Source organism: Olsenella absiana, from assembly GCF_036408855.1.
Classification (GTDB): domain Bacteria; phylum Actinomycetota; class Coriobacteriia; order Coriobacteriales; family Atopobiaceae; genus Olsenella_K; species Olsenella_K absiana.
Genome location: NZ_JAZGJQ010000009.1, coordinates 1 through 23,257, shown reverse-complemented (window position 1 = coordinate 23,257; position 23,257 = coordinate 1). Strand labels below are relative to the sequence as shown.

Annotated in this window: 21 protein-coding genes; 10 read left to right on the top strand and 11 right to left on the bottom strand. The window is 67.7% G+C overall.

The genetic code is table 11. The features are described from left to right. Nucleotides 1–119: 119 nt before the first annotated feature. Entirely contained in the window at nucleotides 120–1,064 is a 945-nt protein-coding gene (locus VXJ25_RS07695; protein ID WP_330958626.1) for a 3-hydroxyacyl-CoA dehydrogenase, read from the top strand. 160 nt (nucleotides 1,065–1,224) lie between these two features. Here VXJ25_RS07695 and VXJ25_RS07690 read toward each other — a convergent pair whose 3' ends face one another. Both VXJ25_RS07690 and VXJ25_RS07685 read right to left on the bottom strand, forming a co-directional pair. Next, nucleotides 1,225–3,039, bottom strand: coding sequence for an adenine deaminase (locus VXJ25_RS07690; protein WP_330958625.1), 1,815 nt, complete (start codon nucleotides 3,037–3,039; stop codon nucleotides 1,225–1,227). 119 nt (nucleotides 3,040–3,158) lie between these two features. Continuing rightward, nucleotides 3,159–3,890, bottom strand: a complete 732-nt coding sequence (locus VXJ25_RS07685) for a TMEM175 family protein (RefSeq protein WP_330958624.1) — start codon at nucleotides 3,888–3,890, stop codon at nucleotides 3,159–3,161. 439 nt (nucleotides 3,891–4,329) lie between these two features. Between VXJ25_RS07685 and VXJ25_RS07680 the strand changes: the two genes are divergently transcribed. Together VXJ25_RS07680 and hdhA are read left to right on the top strand one after the other, a co-directional pair. After that, on the top strand, nucleotides 4,330–5,286 hold the full coding sequence (locus tag VXJ25_RS07680) for a nucleoside hydrolase (protein ID WP_330958623.1): 957 nt from the start codon (nucleotides 4,330–4,332) through the stop codon (nucleotides 5,284–5,286). Nucleotides 5,287–5,474: 188 nt separating this feature from the next. Next, complete coding sequence (gene hdhA, locus VXJ25_RS07675; protein WP_330958622.1) at nucleotides 5,475–6,272, top strand: 7alpha-hydroxysteroid dehydrogenase; 798 nt, start codon at nucleotides 5,475–5,477, stop codon at nucleotides 6,270–6,272. 6 nt (nucleotides 6,273–6,278) lie between these two features. Here the strand turns inward: hdhA and VXJ25_RS07670 are convergent, their stop codons facing one another. Continuing rightward, on the bottom strand, nucleotides 6,279–7,619 hold the full coding sequence (locus VXJ25_RS07670; RefSeq protein WP_330958621.1) for a DEAD/DEAH box helicase family protein: 1,341 nt from the start codon (nucleotides 7,617–7,619) through the stop codon (nucleotides 6,279–6,281). Nucleotides 7,620–7,875: 256 nt separating this feature from the next. Here VXJ25_RS07670 and VXJ25_RS07665 point away from each other — a divergent pair, with 256 nt between their 5' ends. Further along, complete coding sequence (locus VXJ25_RS07665) at nucleotides 7,876–9,078, top strand: M20 family metallopeptidase (protein ID WP_330958620.1); 1,203 nt, start codon at nucleotides 7,876–7,878, stop codon at nucleotides 9,076–9,078. A gap of 30 nt (nucleotides 9,079–9,108) precedes the next feature. Continuing rightward, a complete protein-coding gene (locus VXJ25_RS07660) occupies nucleotides 9,109–10,596 on the top strand; it encodes an MFS transporter (protein ID WP_330958619.1) in 1,488 nt (495 codons plus the stop codon). A 105-nt stretch (nucleotides 10,597–10,701) separates the two neighbouring features. Here the strand turns inward: VXJ25_RS07660 and VXJ25_RS07655 are convergent, their stop codons facing one another. The 3 genes from VXJ25_RS07655 to VXJ25_RS07645 form a co-directional block, all read right to left on the bottom strand. Continuing rightward, nucleotides 10,702–11,793, bottom strand: a complete 1,092-nt coding sequence (locus tag VXJ25_RS07655) for an ABC transporter substrate-binding protein (RefSeq protein ID WP_330958618.1) — start codon at nucleotides 11,791–11,793, stop codon at nucleotides 10,702–10,704. Nucleotides 11,794–11,904: 111 nt separating this feature from the next. Then, nucleotides 11,905–12,675 carry an ABC transporter ATP-binding protein gene (locus tag VXJ25_RS07650; RefSeq protein ID WP_330958617.1) on the bottom strand — a complete coding sequence of 257 codons (771 nt, stop codon included), beginning with the start codon at nucleotides 12,673–12,675 and terminating at the stop codon, nucleotides 11,905–11,907. Beyond that, nucleotides 12,675–13,763 (bottom strand): ABC transporter permease, encoded by a 1,089-nt coding sequence (locus VXJ25_RS07645; protein ID WP_330958616.1) that lies wholly within the window; start codon nucleotides 13,761–13,763, stop codon nucleotides 12,675–12,677. Before VXJ25_RS07645 ends, VXJ25_RS07650 begins: the two co-directional genes overlap by 1 nt. 290 nt (nucleotides 13,764–14,053) lie before the next feature. Between VXJ25_RS07645 and VXJ25_RS07640 the strand changes: the two genes are divergently transcribed. The 3 genes from VXJ25_RS07640 to VXJ25_RS07630 all read left to right on the top strand — a co-directional run bounded on the left by VXJ25_RS07640 (nucleotide 14,054) and on the right by VXJ25_RS07630 (nucleotide 17,249). Then, entirely contained in the window at nucleotides 14,054–14,614 is a 561-nt protein-coding gene (locus VXJ25_RS07640; RefSeq protein ID WP_330958615.1) for an HD domain-containing protein, read from the top strand. Further along, on the top strand, nucleotides 14,611–15,447 hold the full coding sequence (locus VXJ25_RS07635; RefSeq protein WP_330958614.1) for a putative ABC transporter permease: 837 nt from the start codon (nucleotides 14,611–14,613) through the stop codon (nucleotides 15,445–15,447). The genes VXJ25_RS07640 and VXJ25_RS07635 overlap by 4 nt, the downstream gene beginning before the upstream one ends. A gap of 158 nt (nucleotides 15,448–15,605) precedes the next feature. Next, a complete protein-coding gene (locus tag VXJ25_RS07630; protein ID WP_330958613.1) occupies nucleotides 15,606–17,249 on the top strand; it encodes a ClC family H(+)/Cl(-) exchange transporter in 1,644 nt (547 codons plus the stop codon). 626 nt (nucleotides 17,250–17,875) lie between these two features. Here the strand turns inward: VXJ25_RS07630 and VXJ25_RS07625 are convergent. From VXJ25_RS07625 to VXJ25_RS07605, 5 genes are all read right to left on the bottom strand, one after another. Beyond that, on the bottom strand, nucleotides 17,876–19,168 hold the full coding sequence (locus tag VXJ25_RS07625) for a uracil-xanthine permease family protein (protein WP_330958612.1): 1,293 nt from the start codon (nucleotides 19,166–19,168) through the stop codon (nucleotides 17,876–17,878). An 81-nt stretch (nucleotides 19,169–19,249) separates the two neighbouring features. Further along, nucleotides 19,250–20,563, bottom strand: coding sequence for an NCS2 family permease (locus VXJ25_RS07620; protein ID WP_330958611.1), 1,314 nt, complete (start codon nucleotides 20,561–20,563; stop codon nucleotides 19,250–19,252). Between the two features lie 91 nt (nucleotides 20,564–20,654). Beyond that, entirely contained in the window at nucleotides 20,655–21,104 is a 450-nt protein-coding gene (gene dut, locus VXJ25_RS07615; RefSeq protein WP_330958610.1) for a dUTP diphosphatase, read from the bottom strand. Then, nucleotides 21,097–21,549 (bottom strand): transcriptional regulator NrdR, encoded by a 453-nt coding sequence (gene nrdR / locus VXJ25_RS07610; RefSeq protein ID WP_330958609.1) that lies wholly within the window; start codon nucleotides 21,547–21,549, stop codon nucleotides 21,097–21,099. Before nrdR ends, dut begins: the two co-directional genes overlap by 8 nt. Before the next feature lie 151 nt (nucleotides 21,550–21,700). Continuing rightward, nucleotides 21,701–22,180 carry a LysM peptidoglycan-binding domain-containing protein gene (locus VXJ25_RS07605; RefSeq protein WP_330958608.1) on the bottom strand — a complete coding sequence of 160 codons (480 nt, stop codon included), beginning with the start codon at nucleotides 22,178–22,180 and terminating at the stop codon, nucleotides 21,701–21,703. Between the two features lie 164 nt (nucleotides 22,181–22,344). Here VXJ25_RS07605 and lexA point away from each other — a divergent pair, with 164 nt between their 5' ends. Next, on the top strand, nucleotides 22,345–22,995 hold the full coding sequence (gene lexA, locus VXJ25_RS07600; protein WP_330958607.1) for a transcriptional repressor LexA: 651 nt from the start codon (nucleotides 22,345–22,347) through the stop codon (nucleotides 22,993–22,995). An 8-nt stretch (nucleotides 22,996–23,003) separates the two neighbouring features. Beyond that, nucleotides 23,004–23,165 carry a heparan-alpha-glucosaminide N-acetyltransferase domain-containing protein gene (locus tag VXJ25_RS07595; RefSeq protein ID WP_330958606.1) on the top strand — a complete coding sequence of 54 codons (162 nt, stop codon included), beginning with the start codon at nucleotides 23,004–23,006 and terminating at the stop codon, nucleotides 23,163–23,165. Nucleotides 23,166–23,257 lie beyond the last annotated feature (92 nt).

The following is a 23,257-nucleotide window of genomic DNA, read 5'->3' as shown; positions in this document are numbered from 1 at the left end:
TCAACGCCTGCGGGCGTTTCCCGACCGCTCCGCGCGCCCCGCTGAAAGCCGGCGCCACGCACTGGGTATCGTGCAGGGTGTAACAACCACGACGGGACGAGGTCCCAAGAGGAGGCAGCATGGAAATCAAGAACGTAACCGTAGCCGGTGGTGGCGTGCTGGGCAGCCAGATCGCGTTCCAGAGCGCGTACAGCGGGTACAACGTGACCATCTGGCTGCGCAGCGAGGGCTCCATCGGCCGCTGCAAGCCCAAGATCGACTACCTGCGCGAGACCTACCTCAAGACGCTCGACGCGATGAAGACCGACCCGAGGGCATACGCCTACGGCCTCATGGCCCAGGAGGACGTCACCCCCGAGAGCTGCGAGGCGGCCAAGGCCAAGGTCGAGGCGGCCTATAAGAACCTCAAGCTCACGACCGACTGGGACGAGGCCTTCGGCGACGCGGACTTCGTGATCGAGGCCGTCGCCGAGAGCGTCGAGCAGAAGGTCGCCTTCTACGAGGAGCTCGCAAAGCACCTCCCCGAGAAGACCCTCGTCGTCACCAACTCCTCCACGCTGCTGCCGTCGCAGTTCGCAGAGGCCACGGGCCGTCCCGCCAAGTACGGAGCCCTCCACTTCGCCAACGAGATCTGGTCGCACCCGACCGCCGAGGTCATGCGCCACGCCGGCACGAGCGACGAGACCTTCGAGACCACGATCGCCTTCGCCAGCTCCATCCGCATGATCCCGCTTCGCGTCAACAAGGAGCAGCCGGGCTACCTGCTCAACTCCATGCTCGTCCCGTTCCTGAACGCAGCCGAGGCGCTGTGGGCCAACGAGGTCGGCGACCCCATCGACATCGACCGCGCCTGGACGCTCGGCACCGGCGCCCCCGCCGGCCCATTCCGCATCCTCGACATCGTCGGCCTCACGACCGCCTACAACATCGGCATCATGGACCCGCGCTCCAAGGACCCGTCGACCGTGCAGTACCGCATCGTCAGCAGGCTCAAGGAGAAGATCGACAAGGGTGAGCTCGGCCTCAACGCCGGCAAGGGCTTCTACGACTACGGCAAGAAGTAGGCCGTTCGCAAGTCCCGGCACCCGCGACTGGTGACCGTCACTAACTGCCGGCCGTCACGGTAGACCTGTACGAGGGAGGCCCCCGTCGTCCGATCGGACGACGGGGGCCTCCCGTCCTCAACCTTTCCCGTCCTTGCCGCCGCGCCCGGCTCCGTACCGGCTAGTCCACCTCGAGCGGCTCCATCTCGAACGTCAGGCAGTTCACGTAGCCGCGGTTGGTGAGCCGCAGTACGGGGACGCACGCGAGCGACATGACGCCCATGGTCATGAACGGCGAGGGCATGGAGCAGCCCATCTCCCTCCAGGCCTCCTCCATGCGCGAGACCTTCTCCGCCACGACCTCCACGCGCTCGTCGCTCATGAGGCCGCAGACTGGCAGCTCCACCAGGGCGAGGACGCGCCCGTCGGAGACGGCCACCTCGCCGCCGCCGCACTCGGCGAGCGTGCTCGCCGCGAGCGCCATGTCCTCCTCGTTGTCGCCGACTACCAGCAGGTTGTGAGCATCGTGGCTGACCGTCTGCGCGAGGGCGCCATGGATGCCGAAGCCGGTGACGAAGCCCTCGGAGTGTACGCCCGCCACCCCGTGGTGGCGGTCGAAGACGCAGACCTTGCAGACGTCGTGCGCGGGGTCGGCGAGCAGCTGGCCGCCCTCCACCGGGACCTCGACGACGGCGTCCTTGGTGAGGGTCTGGCCCGCCTCGATGCCGATCGCGCGCACGCGGGCACGCGAGCCGTCGGGCTTCTCGGTCTCGAAGCGGAACGTCTCGGGCGTGACGTCGATGCCCAGGTTCATCGTGTGGGTCATGAAGTCCGGCCACGCGTAGGGCTCGACGTCGAAGAGGGCGCGACCGTCCTCGGCGACGAGCTCGCCGTCGATGAAGACCTTGCGCACGCGGAAGCTCTCCAGGTCCTCGACGAGGTTGATGTCGGCGCACTTGCCCGGGGCGATGCTGCCAAGGTCCGAGCCCATGCCGAAGCACTCGGCGCAGTTGATCGTGCACATCTGCACCGCGGTGACGGGGTCACAGCCGAGGCTCACCGCCAGGCGCAGGATGAGGTCCATGTGCCCGTCGCCGACGATGGTCGCGGGGTGGTCGTCGTCGGAGCAGAGCACGAGGTGGCGCGTGTCGACCCCCGAAGCGAGGACGCCGGGCAGGTAGTTCGGCAGGTTGTGCCACGCCGAGCCCTGCCTGAGCTGCACGTACATGCCGAGGCGGAGCTTGGAGACAACGTCGTCGACCGTCGTGGACTCGTGGCAGGACGAGACGCCGGAGGCGATGTAGGCGTTGAGGCCGCGGTCGGTCTCGGACACGGCGTAGTGGCCGGTCACGGACTTGCCGGCCTTGAGGGTCTCGCGGACCTCGTCGATCGCGTTGGGCTCGCAGGAGAGGATGCCGGGGAAGTTCATCATCTCGCCGAGGCCCACGACGTCGTCCCACCCCATGGTCTCGGCGACCTGGGCCGCGTCGATCGAAGAACCGGTGTCCTCGACGCCGCGTACGGCAGGCACGCACGAGGGGGTCGTGAGCATGGCCTTGAGGGGCACACGCCTGGCGTCCTTGAACATCTCCCGCACGCCGGCGAGGCCGCAGACGTTGGCGCACTCGTGCGGGTCGGCGTAGACGCCGACGGTGCCGTGCGGCACGACCGCGCGCGCGTACTCGGAGACGCCCACCATCGAGCTCTCCACGTGCATGTGCGAGTCCATGAAGCCGGGGGTGGCGAAGAGGCCGCCCGCGTCCACGACCACGGTCCCCTCTCCGATGCAGTGCTCGGCCGTGTGCTCGCCGACGCCCAGGTAGGCGACCCTGCCCGCGGCCACGGCGATGTCCGTGTCGGGGAGGATCTCGTGGGTGGGGACCGAGACCAGGCTCGCATGCCTGATGACGAGGTCCGCCGGCTCCTGGCCCTGCGCCACGCGCACGAGCCGGTCGTTGCACTCCCAGAGGGGCTGCCTGCAGAACGTGTTTGTCATCTTCCCTCCCGTCCGCGCGGCCAGGCCGCGCTCCCGTCAGTTCCGAGCACCCTGCGCGCGCCCGCCGGGAGGGCGCCCGCCGGGGGCGAGCCCATCGGCGGGCGGGTGGTGCAAGCCTATCACGCCGCGGCGCCGCCGCCCCTCTCCGACCCGAGGCCGTCGGCGGCGGCGTCCGCACCTGCGACTACGCCTGCGCCCGCGGCGCTCGCGCCGGGCTCCTCCGCGACTTCGACGCCTGCGGCGTCGTCCGCATCCGCGAGGAAGTCGAGCAGGTGCACGATGCGCATGTCCGGCACGATCCAGAGCGCATATCCCAGGGCCAGCGGCACGAGCGCGAGGTGCGAGGAGGGGAGCGCCAGCGAGAGGACGAAGGCCGCCGCCTCCGCGACCAGGGTGAGCCTCTCCTTCATGGTCGAGCGCCTCACGACCTCCTCCGGCGCCTTGCGCGAGCAGCCGCTCGCGATGCTGTGGCGGATGTCGCTCTCCAGCGCCATGTAGGAGAGGGAGAGCAGCACGTTGAGCACGACGTAGGTGGTCGTGGGAATTGCGGAGAAGACGCTCTTCTCCATCCACTCCGTCGCGAGCGGCACGAGCGAGAGCACGAAGAGGAAGCCGAGGTTGAGCCAGAGCATGCGGCCGTCGACGCGCCTCACCAGCTTGAGCAGGTGGTGGTGGTTGTTCCAGTAGGTGCCCACGCCGACGAAGCTCAGCGCGTAGGCGCCGAGCGCCGGGAAGACGCCGACGAGGTCCGAGAGCCCGTCGCCCACGGGCGCCCCGATGCCGAGAACCATGACGGTTATGATAATCGCGATGACACCGTCGCTGAACGCCTCCATGCGGCCCTTGTCCATGGACCTGCCCCTCACTTGACACGGCGCCGGCAAGCCGTCGGCACCTGCCCTCAATTCACCTCGTAAGGATAGCGCTCGGGCCGGCCCCGGCCCCCGTCGGTGCACATCAAATGCGGTACGTACACCACGCAAATCGCTTTTTCCGAACAATTTCCTCAAAAATTGTCCGGAAAACGTCTTTTGCTGGGTGGGCAAATCGCTTTTACCGAACAATTTTTCGAGTTTTTGTCGGATAAAAGCGATTTGCTCACGCTACCGTCGCAGAGGGGAGAAGGTCCCGCAGGCCATTGGTCTGGCGCGGGGGCCTTAGAGGGCCTCTCAGTGCCTCGGCCGTTCGGGGCATCCCGGCCCCCGCCAGCCTTAACATGTACGCAATCAGTGAGCGGTACGCCGGACGCACGGAGTGCCGCCGCAAACGCAGACGGAAGGCGAACCTGACATGAAGAAGATCATCCTCGACCTCGACACCGGAATCGACGACGCGCTGGCCATCGCCTACGTGCTCGGCAGCCCCGACGCGGAGCTCGTCGGCATCACCGGGACCTACGGCAACGTCCTCTTGGAGCAGGGCGTCCGCAACAGCCTCGCGCTGACGGAGCTCCTCGGCCACCCGGAGGTCCCCGTCTTCCGGGGCGAGCCGCACGCCCAGGCCGCGGAAGGCTTCCGAGTGAGCGCGGCCACCGCCCTGATCCACGGTCCCGACGGCGTCGGAGGGGTCGAGCTGCCAGCGCCCCGCCGGACGGCGGAGGAGGTGCCGGCCGTGGACTTCATCGTCCGCGCGGCGCACGAGTACGGAGCAGACCTCGTCCTCGTCCCCACGGGCCCGCTGACCAACGTTGCCGCCGCCCTGCACAAGGACCCCGAGGTCAAGGACCTCATCGGCCGCGTGGTGCTCATGGGCGGCGCGCTGACCCAGCCCGGCAACGTCAACGCCTGGACCGAGGCGAACATCGGCCAGGACCCCGAGGCCGCGAACGAGGTCTTCCGCTCGGGCGTGCGCGCGACCATGGTCGGGCTCGACGTCACCCACCAGACGCTGCTCACCTACGACGAGACGCGCCAATGGCGCCAGCTCGGCACGCGGGCGGGGGAGGCCTACGCGGACATGACGGACTTCTACATCAAGGCGTACGAGACGACCGCGCCGCACCTCGGGGGCTGCGGCCTGCACGACCCGTTGGCCGCCGCCGTCGCCTTGGACCCCACGCTCGTCGAGTGCCTGCCCATCAACATGAAGGTCGAAATCGAGGGCGCCACGCGCGGCCGCACCATCGGCGACGAGAGGCGGCTGAACGACCCGGAGAAGACCATGGAGGTCGCGGTCCGCGTGGACGTCGAGCGGTTCCTCGCGGAGTTCATGTCCCGCATCGGCAGCCTCCTCGCCAAGGCACGCTAGGCGCCCGCCCCCGCGTGTAGCAGACGGGCCGCCCCTCCTCAACCGCGCGCCCGCCCGGCGGTGACCGTTATTCTTCTAAAATTCTTCGTTTATCTGGCGCCCGGCGCGTGCTACCATGCTCGCCAAGACACATATAGGGCATCTCACCTGCAAAAACGCAAGTGCCCCCAACGAGAAGGGAGCCCGTCATGAGCCTCAACGGAAAGGTCGCCATCGTGACCGCCGCGACGAGGGGAATCGGCCTCGCCTGCGCGCAGCGCCTCGCGCGCGACGGCGCGACCGTCTACCTCGGCGCCCGCAACATGGAGCGCGCCGAGGCGCGCGCCGCGGAGCTGAACGAGGAGGGCTGCACGGTGCACCCGGTCTACAACGACGCCTCCAAGCGCGAGACCTACGAGTCCATGGTGGAGGAGGTCGTCGCCGCCGAGGGCAGGGTGGACGTCCTCGTGAACAACTTCGGCACCTCCAACCCCCAGAAGGACAAGGACATCAAGACGACCGAGTACGACGAGTTCATCCGCACGGTGGACATGAACCTCGCGAGCGTCTTCCTCGCCTCCCAGGCGGTCATCCCCCACATGGCGACGGCCGGCGGCGGCAGCATCGTCAACATCTCGTCGGTCGGCGGCATCCGACCGGACATCTCGCAGATCGCCTACGGCACGAGCAAGGCCGCGATCAACTACCTGACCAAGCTCATCGCCACGCAGTGCGCGCGCGACAACATCCGCTGCAACGCCGTGCTCCCGGGCATGACGGCAACGGAGGCGGTCTCCGGCAACCTCTCGCCGGAGTTCCGCGAGTTCTTCCTCAAGCACATCCCCATCAAGCGCATGGGCAAGCCCGAGGAGATCGCGGCCGCCGTCGCCTACTTCGCAAGCGACGACGCGGCCTACACCACGGGCCAGATCATGGACGTCTCCGGCGGCTTCGGTATGCCGACCCCGATCTTCGGCGACATGGCCGAGATGGACGCCAAGCGCTAGGGGCCGTCACTCCTCGAACATGACCTCGTACACCTTCACGGGCCGGCCCTTGGCCTTGGTGCCCGGGCCGGTCGAGACCTGCCGCGCGTAGCCGCCCGTCTCGAGGTTGAAGAGGATGCGGCTCGCGTTGCGCACCGTGCTCCCGAGGTGGCCCGCCAGCTCCTGGGCGGTGATCTTGTTCGTGTTCTCGAGGCGCGTGACGGCGACGACCTTGTTGACCGTCGCGGGGTTGAGGTGGCAGGCGCGCGCGATCCGCCCCGCGGCGCCGGAGGGGAGGTTCTCCACGACCATGCGGCGCTCGCAGCCGAGCGGCCCGGTCATGTCGCCGTTCTCGTTCACGATGAAGGAGCCGCCAGCCCGGGCGGCCTCGCGCAGCGCGGCGTCGGAGTTGGCCACGGCGTATTCGTAGCGGACGCCCACGCCGTACCCGACGAGGAAGGGGAAGTCGACCTTGTCGGCCAGCTCGGTCGCGATCTTGCAGACCGTCCCCTTCTCGGTCAGGAACTGCAGGACGCGGACGTCGGTGCTGACCCTGCAGAACGCCCCGTCCGCCTCCGGCTCGCAGTCCAGCAGGTTGTCGCGGAAGAACTCGCCGACAGCGCGCGCGAGCTCCCGCGACCTGCGGCCCGCCTCCTCCTCGTCGAACTCGCCGCGGCGGTAGCCCTTGGGCACGAGGCCGATGCAGACGGGCAGGCTCGCGCGGATGCGCTCGAGCTCGATGAGGGAGAAGAGGTGCTCCATGAGGCCGCTCAGGTAGGAGCGGCGGGGGACGGGGTACACGTAGGGAACGCCCGCCCGCTCGAGGTCGGGGATGATGTTGCTGTACTGGCAGACCACCACATCTAGCTCGCAGCGCTCGCGCATCTCCCTGAGCCTCCCCACGATCGTGGGCTCGAGCTCGCGGATGGCGTCGGAGGTGAGCGAGCGGCTCCAGCGCTGGTAGGCGCGCTGGTTCTCCGCGCTGTCCATCGTATTGAGGAAGTAGTCCGCCGTGCAGCCGTCGAACACCGGGATGAGGTAGTCGTAGACGACGCGCGAGAGGTCGAGGCCCCGATCCTTGATGAGAAGGTCGAGCAGGGTCCGGTAGAGGCTCGAGAGGTCGGTCTCGAAGGCGAGCATCGGCCGCGCGAGCTCGTGGCTACCCTCGCGGATGGCGGCCATCGCGATGGGGCCGCTCACGAGGAAGCCGTCGACGTCGCGGGCGTACTCGTCGTAGACCTCCGAGATGGTGGAAAAGCTCTCGTAGGGGACGACCTTGACCGGCGGGTTGTAGCCCATGTCGGCGAACGTCTCCCTCATCGAGTCCTCGAGGTACTCGCTCACGATCGCGACCACTCTTGGGTTCATGGCTGTCCCTCTCCCGCCTTCCCGAGGCCTCGGGCACCGTGACGGAGGCCACGGCGCCTTGCGGAATTCATTGCCAAAAATGTTCCTAATCTGCTTGACGCGATTATCCGATGTTGCTATATTCTCATCGCGCCTCATATTCTAATAATATTCTTTAACTTAGAACGCGCTTCTCATTATATTCCTAAACTCACAACGCAGTTCTCGCTCTCTCCACGCTTTCTCCCCGAACGGGAAATTCAGCCAAGGTGGGCAGTTGGCCCACAGGTCGAGAAGGGACGGCATCATGGACGAGTACCAGGAAGCGCTCTCGCTCGCGGATGAGACGGTGCGGAACCGCCGGCACATCCACCAGAACGCGGAGGTGGGGCTCGATCTCCCCAAGACGGTCGACTTCGTGTGCGAGAAGCTCGAGGAGTACGGGCTCGCACCGAAGCGCTGCGGCCACGGGGTCACGGCGACCTTGGGGCACGGGGGCAAGGTCTTGCTGCTGAGGGCCGACATGGACGCGCTGCCCATGTACGAGGCGAGCGGGGAGCCCTTCTCGTGCGCCGACGGCGCCGTCCATGCCTGCGGGCACGACATGCACGCAGCCATGCTGCTGTGCGCTGCCCGCATGCTCAAGGAGCGCGAGGACGAGCTCGCGGGAACCGTCAAGCTCATGTTCCAGCCCGCGGAGGAGGTCTTCAAGGGAAGCCTCGACATGATGGCGGCCGGGATCCTGGAGGACCCCCACGTGGACGCCGCCCTCGCCTACCACGTCGGGGCGGGCAGGATGCCCGCCGGGCTCTACATGTACAACGACGCCGACACCATGATGTTCTCGGTCGACGGCTTCAGGATCAAGGTACTCGGCAAGCCGAGCCACGGCGCCTACCCCGAGCTGGGGGTGGACCCCATCAACATCGGGGTGCACGTCCACCTCGCCCTGCAGGAGCTCGTCGCCCGGGAGTGCAGCAGCTACAAGTCGTGCGTCCTCACCGTGGGCCAGTTCCACGCGGGCTCCGCGGCCAACAGCATCCCCGCCGAGGCGGTCCTGGAGGGGACCCTGCGCACCGACGACGAGGAGCTGCGCCAGCACGTGCTCGGGCGCATCCGCGAGGTCGCGGTGCGCCAGGCGGAGGTCTTCGGCGGCACCGCCGAGGTCACGTCGCTCTCCGCGTGCCCGCCGCTCGTCTGCGACCCGGACCTCACCAGGGAGATGGTCGGCTACATGGGCGAGATGGACGTCCCCGGCATGACGCCGGTACCGGGCGTCCACGCGAGCGCTTCCGAGGACTTCTCCTTCGTCGCGCAGCGCGTGCCCTCCACCTTCATGTACCTCTCAGCCGGATACGAGGACGAGAGGGGAGAGCGCCCCGCGCACGACCCGCGCGTCCGCTTCAACGAGGAGGTGTTGCCGATCGGCGCCGCGTGCCTCACCCACTGCGCCGTGAGGTGGCTCGAGAACAACAGGTAGGGACGACGTCGTCGGACTAAGGAGGTCCCCATGTCAAAGGAGAAGAACGCGGGCGAGGGGAAGGCCGCCCCGGTGGAGGGCAAGGCAGCCCCGGTGGAGGCAGCCGCTGTGGCGGTCCCGCTGCCGAGGGGCCAGAAGCGCCTCGTCGAGATCGGCTGCGTCTGCATGATGCTCTCGGTCTCCATGTACGGCCTGGCCTTCTCGACCCTGACCGCGCCGATCCTGGCGAGCGTCGACGCGATCGAGTACGTCGGTCTGTTCTCGATCTTCGCGGCCCTCGGCGTCTCCATCATGACGCCGATCGGGGGCAAGCTGGGCGACCTCATCGGGAGGCGCAACATCATCGTGGTCCCCGGCCTCGTCTGCGCGGCGGCCGGCGTGGCCTTCGCGTTCTCCCGCTCGGTCGGCATGCTGCTCGCGCTCAGGCTCGTGATCTCCCTCGCGCAGGGCGCCTTCACGGCCGCGCCCTACATCATCGCGGGGCTCATAAACGAGCGCAAGGACGTGCCGCGTATGATGGGCTTCCTCGCGATGGCCATCGCCATCGGCGGTTTCGGCGGCAGCATCGTGGCCGGCATCCTGACCGACCTCGGCCTCATGACGGTGGCCATGCTCCTGCCGGCCATCCCCCTGCTCGCGGGCGTCGCCCTCATCGGCCTCAACATGCCCAACCAGAAGAAGGCCGGCAAGGTCTCGATCGACGTGGCCGGCATGGTCGCGCTCGCGGTGGCCCTCTGCGGCATCCTGCTCTCGCTCAACTTCGCGCCCTCGCTCGGCTGGGGCAGCCCCTACATCCTCGGCGGCTTCGCCGTCGGCGTGGCTGCGATCCTCGTCCTCGTGAGGGTGGAGGGCAGGGCGGCCGAGCCCCTCATCCCGCTCTACCTCTTCAGGAACCGCTACTACGTGGCCCTGCTCGTCGTCGGCTTCATCTGCTATTTCTACCAGCCCGCGATGAACGTCTACGCGCCGATCGGCGCCCTCGAGGTCATGGGCAGCTCGGCGGCCGTCGCCGGCGCCCTGCAGATGCCCCGCATGATCCTCGTGATGGCGCTCCCCGCCGTCGTGGGCGTCTGGGTCGCCAGGCGCCAGGAGAACTACTGGAAGGCCATGGCGGTGGCGACGCTGCTCGCCGGCGTCCCCATGCTCGCCATGTCGCTGACCTCCCCCGAGCTCCCGCTCGCCGTCTACTTCGTCGCGCTCGGCCTCACGGGCGTCGCCGAGAGCTTCCGCTCCGTCTCCATCACCCCCGCCGCCCAGGCGACCCTCACGCCGGAGGACATCGGCGTGGGCACCTCGCTCGTGAACTTCTTCAACTCGCTCGCGAGCTCCGTCGCCGCCGCGGTCTTCGCCCTCACCTACAACCTCAAGACCGCTCCTGACCCCACGATCCTGGCGAACGTGCAGGCGGGCGTGAACCTCACCTTCCTGGTCGCCGGCGTCGTCTCGATCGTCGGGCTCCTCGTCGTCCTTCTCGTCGTGCGCCCGCAGCTCCGCGCCGCCGAGGCCAAGGAGAGCTAGCAGGAGACGCGAGGCGCCCCGGACCTCGCCTACGAGGTCCGGGGCGCCATGGGGACTGCCAGAAGCGACGCCCCCGAGCTATAGGGCTCGGGGGCTTTCGTGCCTCTACGCCAGGACGGGCGCCCAGACGTTGTCGAGGATCGTGTCGACGTCGTCCTTGGACTCGATCACGCCGAACTTCTTGTAGTCCGTGATGATGTCGCGCAGGGCGGCCTCGGTGGTTGAGTCGTTGACCACGAAGTTGTACTTGTTGGCGAGGTCGAGCGCGACGTCCTTGTCGCCCGAGGACCAGCTGTTCTCGAAGAGGATGTCCACGAACTCGGCCTTGTTGTCCTGGGCCCACTGGCTGGCCTTGGAGAAGGCGCGGACGAACTTCTTGGCAGTCACCGGGTTCTGCTGGTAGAAGTCGGTGTTGAAGGAGACAACGCAGCAGGGCTCGTTCTTGAAGTCGTCGTCGGTCGTGATGGAGCGGATGGCGCGCAGGGTGCCGTCGGCGACGAAGGGGTAGGCGAACTGGTCGGAGATGTTGGCCGCCTGGATCTCGCCGCTCTGGAGCGCCTGCACGACGGCATCGCTCGTGACGGCCTTCCAGTTGACGCTGTTGATGTCGACGCCGTCCTTGTTGAAGTAGCGCATGGAGATGTTCTGGTCGGAGTTGCCGATGCCATCGGGCAGGCCCACCGTCTTGCCGACGAGGTCGGAGGTCTTTTGGATGTCCGAGCTGCTCAGCACGTAGAGCGACTTGCAGCCCGTGTGCGCCGCGTGGGCCATGGTCAGCTTCACGCCGTTGGTGGCGGGCACCAGGAGCGTGGCGATGTGGTCGCCGGCCACGTCGACCTTGCCGGACCCGAGGGCGTCGGTCGTGCTGCTCATGTTGACGATCGTGACGTCGAGGCCCTCGTCCTGGTAGAAGCCGTTGGAGAGGCCGAGCCCCAGGGCGCCGAGGCAGAGGCCCCCGGTGTAGCCGAGGTTCAGCGTCTTGCCATAGGCGGGCTCCTTCTTCCAGGCCTCCTCCTCTTCCTGCTCGGACATGCCCCTGACCTTCTCGGCCGCCGACTGGACGGTCGCGGCCTGCTCGGCAGGGGCGGCGTTGGAGCTCTCCACCTGAGTGGAGCCGCAGGCCGCGAGGCCGAGGCCTGCGGTGGCGGCACCGACGAGGCCGAGGAAGCCCCTGCGCGTGAGGTCCTGGTTGAGCATACGTTCCATCCTTTCTCGAAAGGGCGCGCACGCGCCCGACGGCGGGAGTCCACCTCCCGCCGGATTGACGGCAGCTTCGTTGTGCAGCCTTGCTTTGGAGCGGAGCCTGGACTAGCGCCCCTTCGCGGTCGCCGCCGACGCGTAGTCGAGCCGCGAGAGCACCTCGCTCCTGAGCGCGAAGAACTCAGGCGCGGTACGGTCGCGCGGGTAGTCCATGCCCACCTCGAGGCGCTCGACGATGCGGCCGGGATGGGGCGCCATCACGAGCACCGACTGCCCCATGTAGATGGCCTCGTCGACGTCGTGGGTCACCATGATCGCCGTGCACCCCACGCGCCGCCAGAGGGCGAGGATCTCGTCCTGCATGTTCATGCGCGTGAAGGCGTCCAGCGCGCCCAGGGGCTCGTCGAGGAGAAGGACCTTGGGCTCCATGACCATCGCGCGCACGAGCTCCACGCGCTGCGCCATGCCGCCGGAGAGCTGGTGGGGGTAGCTGTCGCGGAACTCCGTGAGCCCCGCGAGGTCGATGAGGTCGAGGACCTCCTGGCGGCGGGCGTCCCGCTCGCCGCGCATGCGCGGCCCGAAGGCGACGTTCTCCTCGACCGTGAGCCACGGGAAGAGGGTGGGCCGCTGGAAGGCGACGCAGCGGTCGGGGCCTGCGCCCTCGATGGGGGCGCCGTCGAGCCGGGCCGAGCCGGTGGTCGGCCGGGTGAGCCCGGCGATGATCCTGAGCAGCGTCGACTTGCCGCAGCCCGAGGGGCCGACGAGCGAGAGGAACTCGCCCCTCTCGACCGTGAGGCTGACCCCCTCGAGCGCCGTCGTGACGCCCTCGCCGTCGGCGGCGGCGAAGCACTTGGTGATGTCATCCAGGACGAGAGCCATCAGCCGTCAAGCCCCTTCCTCCAGCGGAGCACGCGGCCGCTGATCCTTTTGAGCAGGAAGTTCACGAGCACGAACACGAGGCAGATGATCACGATCGCGGCGTACATCTTCCCGTACTGCGCCCAGGACTTCTGCCAGGTGATGTACCAGCCGAGGCCGGACTCCACGCCGACCATCTCGGCGACGAGAAGGGCCGTGCAGGCCGAGCTCATCGCCTGGATCATGCCCTGGAAGATGCTCGGGAGCGCGGAGGGGATGGCCACGTTGACCACGAGCTCGCGCGTGCTCGCGCCGAGGGTGCGCGCGGCCTCGTAGAGCGCCGGGTCGATGTTCTTGATGCCCGTCGCGGTGGCGATGGTGACGGCGAACCAGACGCCGAGCGCGATGATGAAGACCGCGCCGGAGAAGAGGCTCGCGGCGATGACCATCACCACGGGGATCCAGGTCGTGGAGGGGATGGCGCCCAGCACCTTGAGGAAGGGGTCCACCCAGTAGGAGACGCGCCGGCTATAGCCGCAGGCGACGCCGGTGGCGAGGCCCACGGCCACCCCTATGAAGTAGCCGCAGAAGAGCAGCCTGAGGGAGCTCTTGACGCACATCCACAGGTAGCCGGCGTCGCCGATCGCGGCGTTGAGCACCTGGTCCACCCAGGGGAAGTAGGGGAGCGGGAGCACCCCCGTCTTCACGGTCAGCACGTCGTAGGCGAGGAAGAGGAGAAACACCAGGGTGTAGAAGGGCGCGTGGTATCGCAGGTACTCGAAGACGCGCTCCGAGACGAGCGAGGCCACGAAGCCCGCGAGCGCGAGCGCGATGAGCCCTGCCATGAAGGCGGGGTAGGTCCAGGTGAGGCGCGCGGAGGGGACGCTCGGCACGTAGAGGTACTCGAGCACGGCGAGAAGCCCCGCGAGCACGGGGAGCAGGCAGACGAGCCGGTCTGCGAGCTGCTGTGCGCGCGTGCGGTCGCGCCGCTCGAGCCGCCTGAGGTCGCGCTGCGAGAGCGAGACCGACGCCAGTGCCCCGTCGCCCTCCGCGGCGTCCGCGCCCGCAGCGCCGACGACGGGGCCGGCGTGCGTTCCTTCCGTCTCCATGGGCTGGCCCTCCTCGGTCATGGGTCGCGGCCTCGCCGCCCGCCTTCCAGGGACGGGCGGTGAGCGGCCAGGGCGTGTTACGTCTTGCGCAAAAGTGCGTAGGCATTTTATGCATAGCTATAAAGTAATCACATTGAGATATTCTCCATTTGTCGTCGGTTTGCCGGACGTCGGCCAGGACCGGTCGCCGCACGCCCCGCCGCGGGCCCCTCGCAAGGCGGCTCGTAGCGATACCGTGTGCGACCCTCCGCACGCGGGCCCCGCCGGAGCCCGATGGTAGGATGGTCCCCATGAGAGAGCTCACGGCAGACCAGCGCGCGGACTTCTCGCGCATCGTCAAACCATACCTGTCCCGCCAGGAGGTCCTCCGCATGGGGGACTTCGTCCAGCACGGGACCGTCTCGACGCTGGCGCACTGCCTGCGGGTCGCGCGCACCTGCTACGCGTGGGCGAGCGCCCTCGGCGTGCACGTCGACATGGAGGACCTCGTCGTGGGGGCGCTCCTGCACGACTTCTACCTCTACGACTGGCACGACCGCTCGACCTCGCGCCCGCACCACGCCACCATGCACCCGCTCTACGCCGCCGAGAACGCCGTGGAGCTCCTCGGCGTGAGCGACCGCGTGAGGGCGATCATCGAGTCCCACATGTGGCCGCTGCCGCCTAGCCGGCCGCCGCGCAGCCGCGAGGCGCTCATCCTGTGCGCGGCGGACAAGTGGTGCAGCCTCGGCGAGACGCTGCTCATGAGGCGCGCTCCGCGGGGCGAGAAGGACACGACGGTCGCGGCCGCCGCCCTCGCGCTGGACGGCGGCCTTGCCCCCACGACGCCCGAGGGGGGCGCACGAAGATGACGATAGCCTCGACCATCTGCCTCTTCGCCGCCTGCAGCCTCGGCGGCTGGCTCTGGGAGACCCTCTTCGCCATCCTGAGGACCGGCAGGTGGGAGCGGCGCGGCTTCCTCTTCGGGCCCGTCTGCCCCATCTACGGCGTGGGCGTCGTCTCGATCGTCCTCGCGCTCCAGGCAGCGGGTTCCCTCGGGTGCGAGCTCACGGGCTGGTGGCAGGTCTTTCTCGTCTCGTTCGCCGGGAGCATGGCGCTCGAGTACGCGACCTCCTGGGCGATGGAGCGCGCCTTCCACGCCTACTGGTGGGACTACTCCAACGTACCCCTCAACATCCGCGGCAGGACGTGCGTGCCCGCGGGCCTGCTGTTCGGCGGCGGAGGGCTCCTCGCGGTCTACGTGCTCATGCCCGCTATGGCGCAGGTCTCCGCAAGCGTCCCCGAGGTCGCCCTCGAGGCCTGCTCCTACCTCGTCGTCCTGCTCATGTCCGTGGACGCCACGCTCACGGTGACCGTGCTCACCGACTTCGAGGAGCGCGTCGCCAGCGCCGACAGGTCGTTCAACGACCGGGCGGAGGCCGTGACCGAGCGCGTCGCCACCACCGTGTCGAACGCACCCGGCAGAATCAGGGGCGAGGTCGCCCAGACGGCCGCCGACGCCTCCGCAAGGATCGTCGGTGGAGGGGAGAGGCTCGAGCGTATCGCGGCCGACGCCTTCGTGGGCTCCATGGACGCCGTGCACAGGAGCGTCGTGGGCCGGATCAGGGGCTTCCGAAGCCCGGAGCGCCCCGAGGTGGGCGAGCGGCTCTCGAGCATCCTGTCCGCGCTCAAGTCACGGCGGTAGCACGCCTCGTGGCGAAAGAGGTCGCGCGAGCGCGCGTTCTTGTCGTACCCTAGTGACGTCAGCCAAGAAACACAGCGCGACCAAGCGAAGCGCCGCCGCCCCGCCAACCCGGCGGGGCGCTCCTTCGGTGGGCCGCGAGGAAACCGGGGTAAGGGCACGTGCGCAGCCATGAGTCGAAGGGGGAGGCAGACGGGCCGCGGGGCACCGCAAGCCACCTGAGCCACACCTACCAGATGAACCTCGTCGGCGAGGGGGCGCTCGTGGGCCTCTTCGGCGGCGGGGTCGTGTCGCTCTACCGCTTCTCCCTCAGCCACGCGGAGCGCCTGCTGCGCTCGCTCACCTCCGCGGCCGCGGGCAACCCGCTCCTCGTGGCGCTCTGGGTCTGCGCGCTCGCGGCCATCTGCTTCGTCGTGTGCCGGCTGATGCTCTGGGAGCCCTACACGCAGGGCTCGGGCATCCCGCAGGTGGACGCCGAGGTCGCAGGCAAGATCGACATGCCCTGGCACCGCGTGCTCGCGGCGAAGTTCGTGGAGGGCACCCTCTGCGCGCTCGGCGGGCTCTCGCTCGGCCGCGAGGGCCCCTCGGTCCAGCTCGGCGGCATGGCAGGCAAGGCCGTCTCCAAGCTGCTCGGGCGCAAGAGGGGCGAGGAGCGCCTCCTCGTGACCTGCGGCGCCGCGGCCGGCATGTCAGCCGCCTTCCACGCCCCGCTCACCGGCGTCCTCTTCGCCATCGAGGAGATCCACAAGGAGTTCACGGCGCCCCTGATCATCTCGGTCATGGCCGCCTCGGTCGTCTCCGACTTCCTCGTCTCGCAGGTCCTCGGCGTGAGGCCGGTGCTGATCCTCTCGTTCCTGAACGACATCCCGCACCACGAGTACGCCCTCGTGCTGCTGATGGGGCTCTACTGCGGCGTCCTGGGGGCGCTCCACAACAAGGGGATGTTCCTCTGCCAGGAGCGCCTCTACGGGAGGATCCGCCGACACCTGCCGTACGCGCGCCTCGCCGTGCCCTTCGCCGTCGCCGGCGTCGTGGCCTTCGCGTCCCCGAGCCTCATGTGCGGCGGCGACGCGATCATCGACCTCATCCTCGCGCCGGGCGTCCTGGAGCCGTCGCTCGCCGTGCTGGTGGCGCTCCTCGTGGGGAAGTACCTCTTCACCAACGTGAGCTTCGCCTCGGGGGCACCCGGCGGCACGCTCTTCCCGCTGGTCGTTATGGGCGCCCTCTCCGGCGCGATCTTCTCGTCCGTCGTGGGCCTCTTCACGGGAAACGCCACGGCGTACATGAACAGCTTCATCGTCCTCGGCGTGGCCGGGCTCTTCGCGTCGGTCGTGAGGGCGCCGGTGACGGCGGTCGTGCTCGTGTTCGAGCTCACCGGCTCGCTCGACGCGCTCCTCGCCACGTCGGTCGTCTCGATCATCTCGTACGTGACCGCGAACATGATCAAGATCGACCCGTTCTACGAGCACCTCTACGCCAACCTCGTCGGTGCCTCCGACGGCGGCGCGCCCGCCACCGGAACTTCGGGACGCGCGGGCGAGAAGGAGCTCCACAGCTTCGTGGTCGGTGCGGGCAGCAGCCTCGAGGGCAAGCTCATAAAGGACGTGCGGTGGCCCGACGACACGCTCGTGGTCACCATCGAGCGCGGCAGCGACGAGATCCTGCCGCGCGGCGACACGCGCCTCCAGGCGCTCGATACGCTGACCGTCATCATGGGCTCCGATGTCGCCGACGAGGCCATGCCCAGGCTCCGGCGCCTCTGCCGTGGCTCTATCGAGACCGAGTGGGCGCCGCAGCGCGACTGACGCCTCGACGCGGCCGTCCCCAGGGGACTGCTACCAGCCACAGGGTCGGGCCTTAGACTCCAACTTTACATAAGATATATTATCCGGCTTTTAGCGGAGAAGCGAATGGACGTCAAGCAGCCGGATGGGTCCGGACAGAGGCCCCCGAATCCCAGTGCGATCCCACCCTGCGTCCTCCTCGCAGCCGTCCGTGAGTGAGGTACACGTCGCACCTGACTGCGGCAGTCTGCGCAACCGGCGTCGTCGACACGCCGAGGCGCCGTGCATGCATACTTGCGAGCGCACATGGCCTGTGAGGCCCGTGCGGCTTGTGGGGCCCGTGCGGATTGCGGGACCTGCGCTGCTTGAGATGCACTCCGGAATCGCCCTCCGAACAGCGTGGCGCCACTCGAGCCCAGGTCCTTCTCCCCTTCAGTACGTTTGTTCTAGTATGCTCTACCGCGTTCGAGAAGGCTCTTGAGGTTGGCACCGACACCCCTACAGGCTGCGAAGACTGGCGTGCGGCACGTCCTTCTAGCCCGCCTTGAAAGCGAACGGGGGCGCCGGCTTCCCGACGCCCCCGCTCTCCTGGGCTGTGGTTGTGCGCCCTCGGCGCCCCCCTTCGACGGAGGGCCGCTCGCCGAGGCCTAGGCCTCGAGGGTGTCCCCGGAGGCCTCCGCGCCCTGCTCCTCAGCCTTCTCATGCGGGAGCAGCAGGTTGAGGATTACGCCGATGACGGCCGAGGTCGCCATGCCGGGCAGCACGTAGTCGCCCACCGGGATGGTGATGCCCGTGGTCTCCATGCCGACGCCGAGGATGATGACGACCGAGGCGATCATGAGGTTGCGGTTCTCGTCGAAGTTGACCTTGTTCGTCACCAGCATGCGCAGGCCGTTGGAGGCGATGAGGCCGAACATGAGCAGGCTGACGCCGCCCATGACGGGCGTCGGGATCGAGCTGATGAAGGCCGCGACCTTGGGGCAGAAGCCGCCCACGACGAGCGCGAAGCCGGCCGCGTACCAGAAGACCTGGGTCGCGTAGACGCGCGTCACGCTCATGACGCCGATGTTCTCCGCGTAGGTCGTGGTCGGGGGGCCGCCGAGGAAGCCGGAGATGATGGTCGAGATGCCGTCGCCCATGAGCGAGCGGGGCAGCATGTCGCGGTAGTCCTTGCCGACGATCTCGCCGACGGCGAGGAGATGGCCGATGTGCTCGATCACGACGACCAGCGTCACGGGGGCGATCAGGCTGATGGCCTTGAGGCTGAAGGTCGGCGTCGTGATGGGCGGCAGGCCGAGCCAGGGGGCCGCGGCGACGGGAGCGAAGTCCACGAGGCCGAAGGCGGCGGAGATGACGTAGCCGACGATGATCGCCATGAGGATGGGCATGGTGCCCAAGAGGCCGCCCATGCTGGAGAAGCCGACCGCGGCCACGAGGGTGATCATCGCGACGAGCGCACCCACCGCCTGGAACCCTTCGGTCGACGAGTTGAGCGCCATCTTAACCGCCGTAGCGGACAGGCCGACGCCGATGACGACCATGACCGAAGCCACGAGTACCGGCGGGAGGAGCTTGTCGAGCCAGCCGGAGCCGACCAGCTTGACGATGCCCGCCACCACGAGATAGACGAGACCCGAGACGACCACGCCGGAAAGGGCCATGCTGAGGCTTCCCGTCATCGCCGTGGCGATGAGGATCGGGCTGATGAAGGCGAAGGAGCTTCCTAGGTAGCTCGGGATCCTGTGGCGGGTGACGAGCAGGTACACGATCGTGCCGATGCCCGAGCACATGATGGCGACGTTGGGGTTGAGCCCGGTCAGGGCGGGCACCAGGACGGTCGAGCCGAACATCGACATCATGTGCTGTATGCCGAGCGGTATGGCGCGACCGACCGACACGCGGTCATCGACGCCGATAATCTCTCTCTGCCTGTGCGGCATTGTGACCTCCAATCTTATACGCCGGCGACGCGCCGGCAAAAAAAGGGACCCGGGGTCTCCGGGTCCCTGGTGGCTCTCAGGCTATACGAGCAGGAAGTAGAGGACGAAGGCCGCCGTGGCCACCCACATGAGCGGCTTGACCTTCTTCACCTGGCCGGTGACGATGGCGACCAGCACGTAGCAGATGAAGCCCATGCCGATGCCGTTCGAGATGGAGTAGGTCAGGGGGATGCCAGCGACGATCATGAACGCGGGGAAGCCCTGCAGGAGGTCGGTCCAGTCGATGTCGACGACGTCGCCCATCATGAGGAAGCCGACCACGACGAGGGCGCCACAGGTGGCGGCGGAGCTGATCATGGTGATGAGGGGCGAGAAGAACGAGGCGATGATGAAGAGGGCGCCGGTCATGATCGAGGAGAGGCCGGTGCGGCCGCCGTCGGCTGCGCCGGACGCGGACTCGACGAAGGTCGTGATCGAGGAGGCGCCGATGAAGCCACCCACGGCCGCAGCCGCGGAGTCGACGGTCAGGATCTCCTTGATGTTCTCGACGGTGCCGTCCTCGTTCAGGAACTTGCCCTGCTTGCCGATGGCCATGGCGGTGCCCATGGTGTCGAAGAAGTCGGACATCATGAGGGAGAACGCGAAGACGAGCAGCGTGGGCGTGGTCACGACCTTGGCGATGCCCATGACGCCGTTGGCGTCGGCCTGGAAGGGTGCGCCGAAGGAGGAGAAGTCGAGGAACGAGACAACACCGGTAGGGATCTGGGTGACGCCCAGCGGGATGCCGGCCACGACCGCGATCAGGATGCCCCAGAGCAGGGAGCCCTTGACGTTCATGGCGTACAGGATGATGGAGGCGACGATGGAGACGAGGCCGACGATGAACTTGGGGTCGCTCACGTTGCCGAGGGCTACCATGGTGCTCTCGTTGGCGACGATGACGCCGCCGTCAGCGAGGCCGATCATCGCGATGAAGAGGCCGAGGCCGACCGAGATGGCATGGCGCAGCGACACAGGGATCGCGTCCATGATCGCCTCGCGCAGGCCGCACAGGACCAGGACGAGGATCGCGATGCCCTCGACGAAGATGACGGCCATCGCGGCGTGCCAGTCGCCGCCCGTCATCCCCACGAGCGTGTACGCGAGGATGGCGTTGATGCCCATGCCGGAGGCGCAGGCCACGGGCCTGTTGGAGAAGAGGCCCATGAGGATGGTCATGATGCCCGCGCCGAGGCAGGTCGAGGTGACGGCGGCGGCGGGGGCAATGCCGGCGTCCATGAGCAGGGCGGGGTTCACCGCGATGATGTAGGCCATCGCGAGGAACGTCGTCAGGCCGGCACGAATCTCGGTACCGACGCTCGAGCCCCTCTCGCTCATCTTGAAGAACTTTTCCATCAGCTTCTTTCCTTCCTTCTTGCCAAGACCGCGCGGCGGCATGACCCCCTCCGGGTCCTGCCGAGCCTTCCGCGCATATTCGAGGGCGCCGCTAGTCGACGCCGCTTGAACCGAAGCCGCCCGTCCCGCGGTCCGTCTCGTCGAGCGAGGAGACCTCGACGAGCTCGACGCGGGGGACTTTGATGATGACGAGCTGCGCGACCCGCTCGCCGCGCTCGATGCGGATGGGCCGCGAGGGGTCCAGGTTAATCGCGCAGATCTTGAGCTCGCCGCGGTAGTGCGCGTCGATGAGCCCGGGGGTGTTGGCCATCGAGAGGCCCTCCCGAAGGGCGAGACCGCTCCGCGGCATCACGAATCCCGCATAGCCGTCCGGGATCGCGACGGCGAGGCCCGTCGAGACGAGCCTGCGCTCGCCAGGCTCGAGCGTGACGTCCTCTGCCGACCTCAGGTCGAGGCCGGCGTCGCCGGCGTAGGCGTACGCAGGAAGCTCGACTCCTCCGTCGAGCCTCCTGACCCTGAGCTTGACCTCAGCGTCACTCATTGGACAGGCTCCTCAGCTCGGCGCTGAACTCGTCGATGTCCTTGAAGTCCCGGTAGACCGAGGCGAACCGCACGTAGGCGACCTTGTCGACGTCGAGGAGCTTCTTCAGCACCATGCTTCCGATCTCCTGGGAGCTCACCTCGCCGACGCCCTCGTCCCTGAGCTCAGACTCGATGGAGTCGATGAGCTGGTCGAGCCTCTTTATTGGTATGTTGCGCTTCACGGTCGCGCGCACGAGGCCGCGCATGATCTTCTGTCGGTCGAACGTCTCCTTGGTGCCGTCCCGCTTGACCACGAGGAGCGGCATCTCCTCCTTGCGCTCGTACGTCGTGAAGCGGAACCCGCACCGCGAGCACTCGCGTCTACGACGTATGGCGTCGTTGCCCTCCGATGGACGTGAATCAACGACCTTCGACTCTTCGCAACCGCAGTTGGGACAGCGCATCTGACCTCCTAGGAAAAACCACCTAGGCACAGTAACACATTTCGTCCACAAATTAAGCGGCATTATGCGACAAAAGTTCATTCGGGTTCAACATTTAATCTGTCAGACGACACGATTCTCTATCCGAGCACATCGAGGCTCCGCCGCAACGCTATCCGAGAACGGGAACCTCGAGGATCTGCCCCGGGACGAGGTCGGCGTCCTCGAGGCCGTTCCTCTCGCGGATCCAGTCCACGACGGCGTAGGTGTCGACCTCCCCGCCCGACTGGCGCTCCGCTATCGAGGTGAGCGTGTCCCCGGGGGCCACGGAGATCGCCTGCTCGGGGGCCGCTCCGAGCAGGCTCGCGGAGCGCGCGTCCCTGGCCGCGGACTGCCCGAGGCTGACGGCGACGGCGACGAGGGCGCCCGCCGCGAGCAGGGCGATTGCGCCGAGCCATGCCGACCTGCCCTGCACGGCATGGCCGAGAGGCGCGCCCTGGGGGCACGACTGGGGCCTCCCGGGCCTCCTCGCGGCCGCGACGCAGGCGCTCGCCGGGACGCCCGCAAGCCCGCCCTCGACGACGCTGAACCTCGGGCCCGCCTCGCGCTCGATCGCCGCGGAACCGTCGAACTCATATGCCTGTGCGCTCATCTTCTATCCCCTCTCCTTTGCTTCGCGACTGTTATACGGAAAGGACGGGACAAGAAAAGAAGTCCGAACTTCTGTACCCAACTTCTGCTACCATTATTTACGTACAGAGGTTCGTGTCAAGAGAACCTAGAACATTCGTTTGGAGACCCAAACAGGAGGCTCGGATGGCCAAGGGCAAACTCAGCGCACGTCAGCAGAGCATCTACGACTTCATCTGCGCTTACACGCGAGACCACGGCTACCCGCCCTCGGTGCGCGAGATCGGCACCGCGGTGGGGCTCGCCTCGCCCTCCACGGTCCACATGCACCTCAAGTCGCTCGAGGGGATGGGCTACATCCACCGCGACTCCAAGAAGCCCCGCACCATCGAGGTCGTCGAGGGCGAGCAGGAGCAGCGCCCCGACCGCCTCGTGGACGTCTCTGAGGACGTGGACGCAAACACGATCAGGCTCCCGCTCGTGGGCCGCGTCGCGGCCGGCCTCCCTATCCTCGCCGAGCAGAACGTGGAGGAGGTGCTGACGCTCCCCACGAGCATCGTGGGGGACTCGAGCTCCTTCATCCTCAAGGTCCGCGGACAGTCGATGATCAACGCAGGCATCTTCGACGGTGACTACATCGTGGTCAAGGAGCAGCACGAGGCCCACAACGGGGAGATCGTCGTCGCCCTCATCGACGACTCGGCAACGGTCAAGACCTTCTACAAGGAGAAGGACCGCGTGAGGCTCCAGCCGGAGAACGACGCCATGGAGCCCATCTACGCCGACAACCCACAGATCCTCGGCAGGGTGACCGCCCTCATCCGCTCGATCTCCTAGGAGCTCGGATGGGGCGCGTGCGCGTCTTCGACGCGGTGAGGGGCTTCTCGGTCCTCTCGATGATGGCCTTCCACCTCTGCTACGACCTGAGGTACCTCTACGGGCGGCCGATGGCGTGGTTTGCCCCGCCCTTCCTGGAGATGACGTACAGTTTCTTTCGCAAATGTTGAGAACCGAATAGACCCAGTCCCGCGACAGGGACATGGCCCCGCTGACGGTAGGATGGTAAGTCGCCAAACAAAACCAACTGCCGAAGGAGCGG

Bases quoted from the DNA above. Each gene is read 5' to 3' on its own strand.
- VXJ25_RS07625 (WP_330958612.1), bottom strand. From the start codon at position 19,168: ATGCCGCACAGGCAGAGAGAGATTATCGGCGTCGATGACCGCGTGTCG.
- VXJ25_RS07670 (WP_330958621.1), bottom strand. From the start codon at position 7,619: ATGAACCCAAGAGTGGTCGCGATCGTGAGCGAGTACCTCGAGGACTCG.
- VXJ25_RS07660 (WP_330958619.1), top strand. From the start codon at position 9,109: ATGTCAAAGGAGAAGAACGCGGGCGAGGGGAAGGCCGCCCCGGTGGAG.
- VXJ25_RS07650 (WP_330958617.1), bottom strand. From the start codon at position 12,675: ATGGCTCTCGTCCTGGATGACATCACCAAGTGCTTCGCCGCCGCCGAC.
- VXJ25_RS07680 (WP_330958623.1), top strand. From the start codon at position 4,330: ATGAAGAAGATCATCCTCGACCTCGACACCGGAATCGACGACGCGCTG.
- VXJ25_RS07645 (WP_330958616.1), bottom strand. From the start codon at position 13,763: ATGGAGACGGAAGGAACGCACGCCGGCCCCGTCGTCGGCGCTGCGGGC.
- VXJ25_RS07685 (WP_330958624.1), bottom strand. From the start codon at position 3,890: ATGGACAAGGGCCGCATGGAGGCGTTCAGCGACGGTGTCATCGCGATT.
- VXJ25_RS07595 (WP_330958606.1), top strand. From the start codon at position 23,004: ATGGGGCGCGTGCGCGTCTTCGACGCGGTGAGGGGCTTCTCGGTCCTC.
- VXJ25_RS07635 (WP_330958614.1), top strand. From the start codon at position 14,611: ATGACGATAGCCTCGACCATCTGCCTCTTCGCCGCCTGCAGCCTCGGC.
- lexA (WP_330958607.1), top strand. From the start codon at position 22,345: ATGGCCAAGGGCAAACTCAGCGCACGTCAGCAGAGCATCTACGACTTC.
- VXJ25_RS07640 (WP_330958615.1), top strand. From the start codon at position 14,054: ATGAGAGAGCTCACGGCAGACCAGCGCGCGGACTTCTCGCGCATCGTC.
- VXJ25_RS07655 (WP_330958618.1), bottom strand. From the start codon at position 11,793: ATGCTCAACCAGGACCTCACGCGCAGGGGCTTCCTCGGCCTCGTCGGT.
- VXJ25_RS07620 (WP_330958611.1), bottom strand. From the start codon at position 20,563: ATGGAAAAGTTCTTCAAGATGAGCGAGAGGGGCTCGAGCGTCGGTACC.
- dut (WP_330958610.1), bottom strand. From the start codon at position 21,104: ATGAGTGACGCTGAGGTCAAGCTCAGGGTCAGGAGGCTCGACGGAGGA.
- hdhA (WP_330958622.1), top strand. From the start codon at position 5,475: ATGAGCCTCAACGGAAAGGTCGCCATCGTGACCGCCGCGACGAGGGGA.
- nrdR (WP_330958609.1), bottom strand. From the start codon at position 21,549: ATGCGCTGTCCCAACTGCGGTTGCGAAGAGTCGAAGGTCGTTGATTCA.
- VXJ25_RS07690 (WP_330958625.1), bottom strand. From the start codon at position 3,039: ATGACAAACACGTTCTGCAGGCAGCCCCTCTGGGAGTGCAACGACCGG.
- VXJ25_RS07605 (WP_330958608.1), bottom strand. From the start codon at position 22,180: ATGAGCGCACAGGCATATGAGTTCGACGGTTCCGCGGCGATCGAGCGC.
- VXJ25_RS07695 (WP_330958626.1), top strand. From the start codon at position 120: ATGGAAATCAAGAACGTAACCGTAGCCGGTGGTGGCGTGCTGGGCAGC.